Source organism: Marinobacter oulmenensis, assembly GCF_014201735.1.
Lineage (GTDB): Bacteria > Pseudomonadota > Gammaproteobacteria > Pseudomonadales > Oleiphilaceae > Marinobacter > Marinobacter oulmenensis.
In genome coordinates, this window is sequence record NZ_JACHFE010000009.1 from 161,813 (window position 1) to 169,021 (window position 7,209).

The 7,209-nt window shown below is 56.2% G+C and carries 8 protein-coding genes; 2 read left to right on the top strand and 6 right to left on the bottom strand.

What is annotated here, in order from left to right; translation table 11 throughout:
* Positions 1-46: 46 nt before the first annotated feature.
* The 6 genes from HNR38_RS15620 to HNR38_RS17635 form a co-directional block, all read right to left on the bottom strand.
* Positions 47-973, bottom strand: coding sequence for an ABC transporter permease (locus tag HNR38_RS15620; protein ID WP_183706012.1), 927 nt, complete (start codon positions 971-973; stop codon positions 47-49).
* Positions 973-1,830 carry an ABC transporter permease gene (locus HNR38_RS15625; RefSeq protein WP_183706014.1) on the bottom strand — a complete coding sequence of 286 codons (858 nt, stop codon included), beginning with the start codon at positions 1,828-1,830 and terminating at the stop codon, positions 973-975. Before HNR38_RS15625 ends, HNR38_RS15620 begins: the two co-directional genes overlap by 1 nt.
* Positions 1,831-1,832: 2 nt before the next feature.
* Positions 1,833-2,423, bottom strand: a complete 591-nt coding sequence (locus HNR38_RS15630; RefSeq protein ID WP_183706016.1) for an ANTAR domain-containing response regulator — start codon at positions 2,421-2,423, stop codon at positions 1,833-1,835.
* Positions 2,420-3,562 (bottom strand): transporter substrate-binding protein, encoded by a 1,143-nt coding sequence (locus HNR38_RS15635; protein WP_183706018.1) that lies wholly within the window; start codon positions 3,560-3,562, stop codon positions 2,420-2,422. Before HNR38_RS15635 ends, HNR38_RS15630 begins: the two co-directional genes overlap by 4 nt.
* A gap of 271 nt (positions 3,563-3,833) precedes the next feature.
* Entirely contained in the window at positions 3,834-4,478 is a 645-nt protein-coding gene (locus HNR38_RS15640; RefSeq protein ID WP_183706020.1) for a DVUA0089 family protein, read from the bottom strand.
* Positions 4,479-5,283: 805 nt separating this feature from the next.
* Positions 5,284-5,382 (bottom strand): integrase core domain-containing protein, encoded by a 99-nt coding sequence (locus tag HNR38_RS17635; protein WP_183706022.1) that lies wholly within the window; start codon positions 5,380-5,382, stop codon positions 5,284-5,286.
* A 339-nt stretch (positions 5,383-5,721) separates the two neighbouring features.
* Here HNR38_RS17635 and HNR38_RS15650 point away from each other — a divergent pair, with 339 nt between their 5' ends.
* Positions 5,722-6,552: a hypothetical protein gene (locus HNR38_RS15650; RefSeq protein WP_221275857.1), complete on the top strand. Its 831-nt coding sequence runs from the start codon at positions 5,722-5,724 to the stop codon at positions 6,550-6,552.
* 94 nt (positions 6,553-6,646) lie between these two features.
* Positions 6,647-7,030, top strand: a complete 384-nt coding sequence (locus HNR38_RS15655) for a Rap1a/Tai family immunity protein (RefSeq protein WP_183706024.1) — start codon at positions 6,647-6,649, stop codon at positions 7,028-7,030.
* The last annotated feature ends 179 nt before the right edge of the window (positions 7,031-7,209 follow it).

Below are 7,209 nucleotides of genomic sequence, written 5' to 3' on the forward strand. Positions count from 1 at the left end.
GGATCTTGCTCCTTGGGGTACGGTTTCTTCGTTGTGGGTACTGCTCTCAGGTTTTATCGAGGTTGATCCGCGGATCGACGAGTGGAACCAGCAGGTCTGCCAGCAGGTTGGCGAAGACAATGAAGACGGCAGAGATCATGGTGACGCCGACAATGACCGGGATGTCGACGCGCTGAATGGCCTGCCAGGCGAGCTGCCCGAGGCCCGGCCAGCCGAACACCGACTCGACGACCACAAGACCGCCAATGAAAATGCCGATGTCGATGGCCACCATCGGGATCACCGGGATGATGGCGTTGGGCAGCACGTGCCGGAAAATAACCCGGGCCCGGGTCAGTCCCTTGGAACGCGCGGTGCGGATAAAGTCCTGCTGCAGGACTTCGATCATGGATGAACGCACCATCCGGGAGTACCAGCCACTGCCAAGCAGGCCAAGGGTGAGGGCCGGCAACAGGATGTGATGAACGGTGCCGTAGCCGCCCAGGGGGAACCAGTCCAGGTTCACCGCGAACAGGTACAGAAACAGCATGGAGGCAATGAAATGGGGCGAGGAGACCCCCACGAATGACAGGGTCATCAGCGCCCGGTCAACCGCCGTATTCCGCTTCAGGGCTGCCAGTACGCCCAGGCTGATGCCAATCAGCAGTTCAAAACCAATACCCCAGACCAGCAGTTCGGAGCTGGCAACCAGGCGGGAGCCGATCAGCGCCGAGACTTCGGTACGCTGGATGTATGAGCGGCCCAGATCCCCCTGCAGAAGATCCCACAGGTAACGGAAATACTGCTGGTAAAAGGGCAGGTCCAGCCCGAGCTGGGCGCGGATGTTGGCGACTGTTTCCGGGGTGGCGCTGCGCCCGGCCAGTTGCCGGGCCGGGTCTGCCGGAATCAGGTATAGCAGCAGGTAGGTGATGAATGACACACCCAGCAGGATCAGTACCGCATAGGCCAGGCGGCGGAGAATATAGACAGCCATCAGTCTCTTCCTTTCAGCGATGGATCCAGTTCATCCCGCAGTGCATCGCCCACGAGGTTGAAGCTCAGTGACAGCAGAACGATCAGAACGCCCGGGAACAGCACCAGCCAGAACGCCGAGGTGAAATAGGTCTGGCTCTCGAAAATGATGTTGCCCCAGCTGGGCGTGGGCGGCTGGACGCCGACACCCAGGAACGACAGGGTGGCTTCGAGCAGCACCGTGGTGGAGATGCCGAGGGTTGCCCAGACCATGATCGTGGGCAGCAAATGCGGCAGCAGGTGGGAAAAAAGAATCCGCAGGGTGCTGGCACCCAGGGTCCGTTCCACGGCAATGAACTCCCGGGAGGCAATGGCGATGGTTTCGGAGTAGATCACCCGGGCCACTTGAACCCAGTTCACCATGGCGATCACCAGCGCAACGATCCAGAGGCTGGGTTCGAGTATGGCGGCCAGGGCGATGGCCAGCAGCAGGGCGGGGAAAGCCATCATCAGGTCGGTCAGGCGCATCAGCAGGTTGCCCACCCAGCCCCGGACAAAGCCGGCAGTGACGCCGACCAGCGTGCCGATCAGGATGGCGATGCCGTTGGCGGCGATGCCGATAATCAGGGAAGTCTGGGCGCCGTAGATCAGGCGGGACAGCAGGTCGCGCCCGAGCAGGTCCGTGCCCAGCAGGAACCGGCTGTTGGGTGGCAGTGGTGCGCCTTCCATGGTCAGGCCGTCATAGAACTGTTTGTTGGGGTCGTAGGGGGCAATCCAGGACGCCATCAGGGCGGCGGCGACCACCACCAGGATCACGATCAGGGAGAAAGCCACGGACTTGTGCCGGAACAGGCGTTTGATGAGGTCGAAACCCGACATGTTCAGTTCCTCACTCCCTTGACCAGTGACTCCCGCTCAATGTCGGAACAGATCTGCTCGATGCTCACGTTCAGCTTCATGGAAAGCAGACGGATGCGCTCATAGGCGTCGGATTCATTCAGTCCCAGTTCCAGCATGAGATGGGCCACAGCCCGGGCAAGTCTGGGGCGCTGTTCAAGACGCTGAGCCTGGCGGGCGTTCTCGGCTTCCAGAGTGTTGATCTGCTCCCGCAGTCCCTGTGCCATCATCAGGGTGGTGTAGACAGAACTCTGGGTGACCGGCCGGTTGAGCATGGCGGTCGCGCCAATGGCAATGGCGCTCTCGATGCGCGACAGGGTTTCGTGTTTGGACAGGGCGATGATGGGCAGACCTGTTTGTCTGGCGTGCTCCACCAACTGCCGGCTCTGCAGTTCATCGATTTCCACGATGACACTGGTGATGTCAGCCGGAATGTCCTGTGCCCCTTCCGGAAGCGTTGTGGTATCCATGCCGAGACGTTTGAGGCTTTTGCCAAGCTGCTCGGTCAGTCGATCGTCGCAATCCACCAGCAGGACTTTCTTCCGGCTGGTCAGGGCCACATTGTTGTCAGTCATTTCACTAACCTCAGGAAATTGCGTTGTTGGCGGTCGGTTGCCAGGTTCCGGAAAGCATCGAAATCGCTCTGTACCAGGTAGGGATCCGCAGGAATGGCCTGGTTTTCGGTGTGAACCAGCCGGAAGTGACGGGGACCCGCTTCGGCGATATGGCACGGAAGGGCAAAGTGATTGTTGTGTTCCGACATCTGAAGCCGGCCGAGGACGGTTGGCACATTCAGATTTGCCAGAGTCTCCGAAATGGCCTCCGGATGATCGTGACCCACCGCCCGAACGGCGTTTGCAAACAGGTGCATGGAGACATAAGCAGTGGTGTAACAGTGGGAGATGGGCTGAATGCCGTGGCGCCGGTGCTGCCGGGCGACAAAGTCCGGATCCACACCCTCGAAAAAGGCGCCGCAGGAGAGCAGCTGGATGGCGTCCGGTGTCTGGATCTGCGCCAGCTCGGATTCGGTGAAGTTGCAGCTCAGTACCGGCAGCCGCAGCCCGTGTTCCCGGCAGGCCTCGTTCAGTTGATTCAGGAAATGGTAGGAGGACTCGCCCACCAGGTTGTTGAGTATGAACGATGGCCGCTGATGGATGATGCCATCGATCAGCGTGTCAAAATCCGTATCGCCGAAGCGATAGTATTTTTCCGCGTGCACGGTGCCATCGGCCAGTTCGAGCAGTTCCCGGGCAATGCGGTTACTCTCCCAGCCCCAGATATAGTTCGAGCCGACTAGGTAGGCGTCGGGACCAAAGCCGGAGATGGCGTAGCTCAGCAGGGGCAGCAGATTCTGGCTGGGGCAGGCACCCAGGTAGAGCACATTCTGGCTGCACTCGTAACCCTCGTAGGGGCAGGGGTACCAGAGCAGGCTGCCGGTGCGTTCCAGGTCCGGGATGATTTCTTTCCGGCTGGAAGAGGTGGTGGTCCCGAAAATGTGGCGGGCTCCCTGGCCCAGCAACTGGTCGACACCGGTGATGTAGTTCTGAAGTTCCCCTTCGGGGTCGTATTCCCTGGCGTCGAGCGTGAAGTCGAACGCCGGGTCCGCGTTGATTTCATTGATGGCGTGTCGAAGCCCGGCCAGAATGCTACGGCCCACGTAACTGTAGGTTCCGCAGGTGGATGCCAGTAATCCGACCACTACCTGGTCAAGCATTTTTCTATCCCCAAAAAAAAAGCCCGAGTGCTCGCGCTAACGCGAGAACCCAGGCTTCTGCACCTGTTCGCTTCAAAAGAAGCGTCTCTATGTATGAAGGCTTACGGTCAATGACCGGCTTCGAGAACTCACAGGAACTCTAAGAAAAATACGTGCCAGAATTTGGCGGTTACAGGTTGGCGGCCCTGAAACCGCCCCGGCGCAGGGCTTTGAAGGCCACAAACAGGGCGGTGCAAACAGTTGCAGGCATTTGAAATTGGGAAATTGTGCGCTATTTGGGTGCGCAAGTGCCGGTTTGGTGCGCCTGTCTGCAGTTGCGCCTCCGGACCCAGAGGCCGCCAAGCGCGATCAGGAGCAGGAAAGCAGCCGGGGGTTCCGGCACCGGGTGGGTGACCGAAGCCTGAAGGACATACCCGTTCTGGGCCTGGAACGGGGCGCTGTTGAACTGTCGGATGGCAACGTAGTAGCGGCCCGGATCCAGCAGCGCCTGGATGAAAGAGTCGTAGTGGTGGATAGAGCCGCCGGCTCCAGCCACCGGGCCAAAGATGGGGGAGTGGTCGTCATTTTCGGCCAGCGTGTTGCGGTCCCAGTCCAGCAGAGACATGAAGGTATCGGTGATGTCATCCGGGTGGCTTTCGTCTTCAACCACGTACTCTGCGCCGTAATCCACATCGAGGATCACCGTGGAGGTCTTCGCCACTTCAAAGGAGTACCAGTGCGTCAGCCCGTAACCGGCCTGACTGGCGTCCACGGTGACATGAGGAATGCTCAGGGAGGTGTTGAGCCCGGTTTCGTCACCAATGTCCGCGCTGAAGCCCAGGTCAAACCAGCCATTCAGGGCCTGGGCCGAGCTGTAATCGGCACCCGGATTGGCATCAATGACCAGGGCCCGGGCCGGCACTGCCATAAACACCATGGCGAGAATTATGCTGAAAACGCTGGCTGCTTGACTGATACGGCGGGCCAACCGCCATGACTGGTAAGAAAACCGGAATGGAATCATCTGTGCCGTCCCCTCTGGCTGTTCTGTTGTTGCCTGAAATCCCTGTTCCGTTTCCAGCGGCAATAAACATGCCCTGGTTGGGTTATCCCAGTTGGGTTAGGGCATTAAGACAGATGATAACGGCGGCATGCGGGAAGGTTGTAAATAATCCCGACAGGAGCCAGTGTCAGTTTGCTACTAAATTGACTGACCCATTCGGGAACGGATGATCAAGACACTGATCGGTGCTGCGGTGGGTAGTGTCTTCCCGACTCTGGAGGATCGGCCCCATCTGGTCGTGGGGGCAATGTGACGACTGGATGGTACCCCCGGCAGGTATCGATTATCTAATTAACGTATTGAAATATAAGTTGTATAAATTTATGTCGTTTGTTTTATACCCCCAAATATACCCCCAGTTCCAGCTGTGCCACTGGGGGTGATTCCCTTTTCCGAGTCTTTCCGCTCCCTGCTTAATGTTAGCATGCTATCGTTATTTTAGTGCTTTCTATGGTTTCAGAGCCATTGCCATCCAGTGTCAACTAGTTAGCGTGCTCAACTTGTTCGCATGGATACGCTTCCATGGATGCTGAGATAGCTAGGAGGCTTCGTTCTGGTGTAGGTCCTGAGGGTTATGTTTCAGGTATTTAACAACGATTCGTGCAGAGTGAAGCCTGACTTGATTATAGAACGTTCTCCATAAGTCAATCTTCTGCTCGGTATCGGTCAGTGACGGGAATCAGTTCTCGTCCAAGCATTCCTGGCAGAGTCTGCCGTTGAATGACTCTCCAATCGCATTGACGATGGGTTGGCCGGGCCGAGAGAAATAAGTTTCCATCTCTATTTCTTAGGCCCACCAATTCCTGACCTGCCGGCCTGCGGCCTCCACCGGACGGCTCGATCGGTCCGCTGCTAAACAAAAGCGAACATCCGAGTCAGGGCTTTCCGCCAGAGCCTCAAGGCCAATCACAGCCATTTCATCCAGTGTGATTGGCGGAGCAAATTGCAGGCGCTGAACGATTACATAGCGGAGATGGCAATGCTCGGCTAAGCTATTGTTTTATATTCATGTGCAGCGTGATTGATGGTTCAAGGTCAGTAATAATGATGCAGCCAAATTTCTGCAATGTTAAAGCGCGCTGCCTAGCTGCTTTTGGCTTCACATTTTGGAAACCCGATGACAGATCACACAAAGGAAGCATTGCCTGAACTGACCGATCAGGAGATCAAAGATTTCCTGGAATCTGCTCCGCTGTATGCGCGGAGGCGCTATGGGCGGCCTTCGGTCAATCGAACAAGCTTACATATTCAGCAGATTGATGATCACTGTGATTTCTGTGAAGAACGCCGGCCATTTGGAGACATTCGGCCCAGGGGAGGTGGTTCTCGTATGGCAGTCCCTCGACTTGATACTGGCAGGTCATATTTCGAGTTCACCTGCTTGACGTGTCGGCGTGCCTCTAGGCGGTATTACGTCGTCCAATTCGTCACTGATGAACATGTAGATGTTGAAAAGGTAGGCCAATACCCCAGACCTAGGCTGCCTAGGAATCGGCATGTTCAAAGGTTTATGGCGGATGACGCTGCGAATTATGAGAAAGCAATTGCCTGCCTAGCCAATGCCTATGGGATCGGAGCGTTTGCATATTATCGTCGATTGGTTGAGGACAACATCGGGAGATTGCTGGAATTAGTCCGGGAAGACGCCGCTGCGTCATCTTCCGGAACCGAAACCCTCGCAGCACTAGAAGAGTTGGGTACGAACTGCCCAATGGCTGAGAAAATAAAGATCGCGAATGATGCCGTGCCAGCTCATCTCAAACCAGATGGATTGAACCCCCTGGGCCGCCTGTATGGGGCCTTGAGCGAGGGAATCCACAGTCTTTCGGAAGAGCAGTGTCTCAATCAGGCAAGGCTAATTGATCAGTGCTTGGCGTTCTTGCTGGCTGAGTTGGCTGACCGCAAGAAGCACCGAGAAGAGTTTAAGCGGTCCGTCGGTGGATTATGAAGCTAAAAATCGGCTACACAGCGACAGGTTTTTTCACTGCTTTGCAGTTCCAAACCGGCGCGTGCCCCGGGCGTTATGTCGGAAAATTAAGGTTATGAAAATGAATCTACTCAAGCCCTTAATGATTCTGTTCCTCTTGACCCCGGCTTTGGCACAAGCTGGGGCGGAGAAAATTCTAAGCCAATGTCAGATCGTTACGTCTGATGCCAAAAAAGCGAATGAAAACCCAATCTCTGCTCTTATCGAAATGGGTTATTGTTTGGGATATGTTGCTGGTGTCTCTGATTATTCTACGGTTACTGCTGATATGGCATCCGGAGAACTTGAAAGCCTCAAATCCTGCCGCCCACCAAGCGCTCTCAACGAGCAACTAGCGAAAGTAGTAGTAAAGTTTTTGGAAGATAACCCCAAACTTCACCATCTGGATGAAGCTACTCTGGTTGCCTTGGCGCTACATGATGCTTTCCCCTGCAACTAAAGTGAGAAGATACAACCAACGCAGGCACGGCGACGTCTTTTCCATTGCGGCTTTGTCTCCATTCCAAAGCCGCGCATGCTGCGGGCGTTGAGGCTGTAGAAAAACTCGAAATCCCCCTCGGGTTTGGTAGGATCAGGCAAACAGACAAGGAGCTGTCAGATGCCTCGCTTCAAGCACTA

What these genes read in the sequence shown, in the direction of transcription:
- HNR38_RS15640 (WP_183706020.1), bottom strand. Translation starts at nt 4,478, where the DNA reads ATGGTGTTTATGGCAGTGCCGGCCCGGGCCCTGGTCATTGATGCCAAT.
- HNR38_RS15620 (WP_183706012.1), bottom strand. Translation starts at nt 973, where the DNA reads ATGGCTGTCTATATTCTCCGCCGCCTGGCCTATGCGGTACTGATCCTG.
- HNR38_RS15625 (WP_183706014.1), bottom strand. Translation starts at nt 1,830, where the DNA reads ATGTCGGGTTTCGACCTCATCAAACGCCTGTTCCGGCACAAGTCCGTG.
- HNR38_RS17635 (WP_183706022.1), bottom strand. Translation starts at nt 5,382, where the DNA reads ATGGAAACTTATTTCTCTCGGCCCGGCCAACCCATCGTCAATGCGATT.
- HNR38_RS15655 (WP_183706024.1), top strand. Translation starts at nt 6,647, where the DNA reads ATGAAAATGAATCTACTCAAGCCCTTAATGATTCTGTTCCTCTTGACC.
- HNR38_RS15650 (WP_221275857.1), top strand. Translation starts at nt 5,722, where the DNA reads ATGACAGATCACACAAAGGAAGCATTGCCTGAACTGACCGATCAGGAG.
- HNR38_RS15635 (WP_183706018.1), bottom strand. Translation starts at nt 3,562, where the DNA reads ATGCTTGACCAGGTAGTGGTCGGATTACTGGCATCCACCTGCGGAACC.
- HNR38_RS15630 (WP_183706016.1), bottom strand. Translation starts at nt 2,423, where the DNA reads ATGACTGACAACAATGTGGCCCTGACCAGCCGGAAGAAAGTCCTGCTG.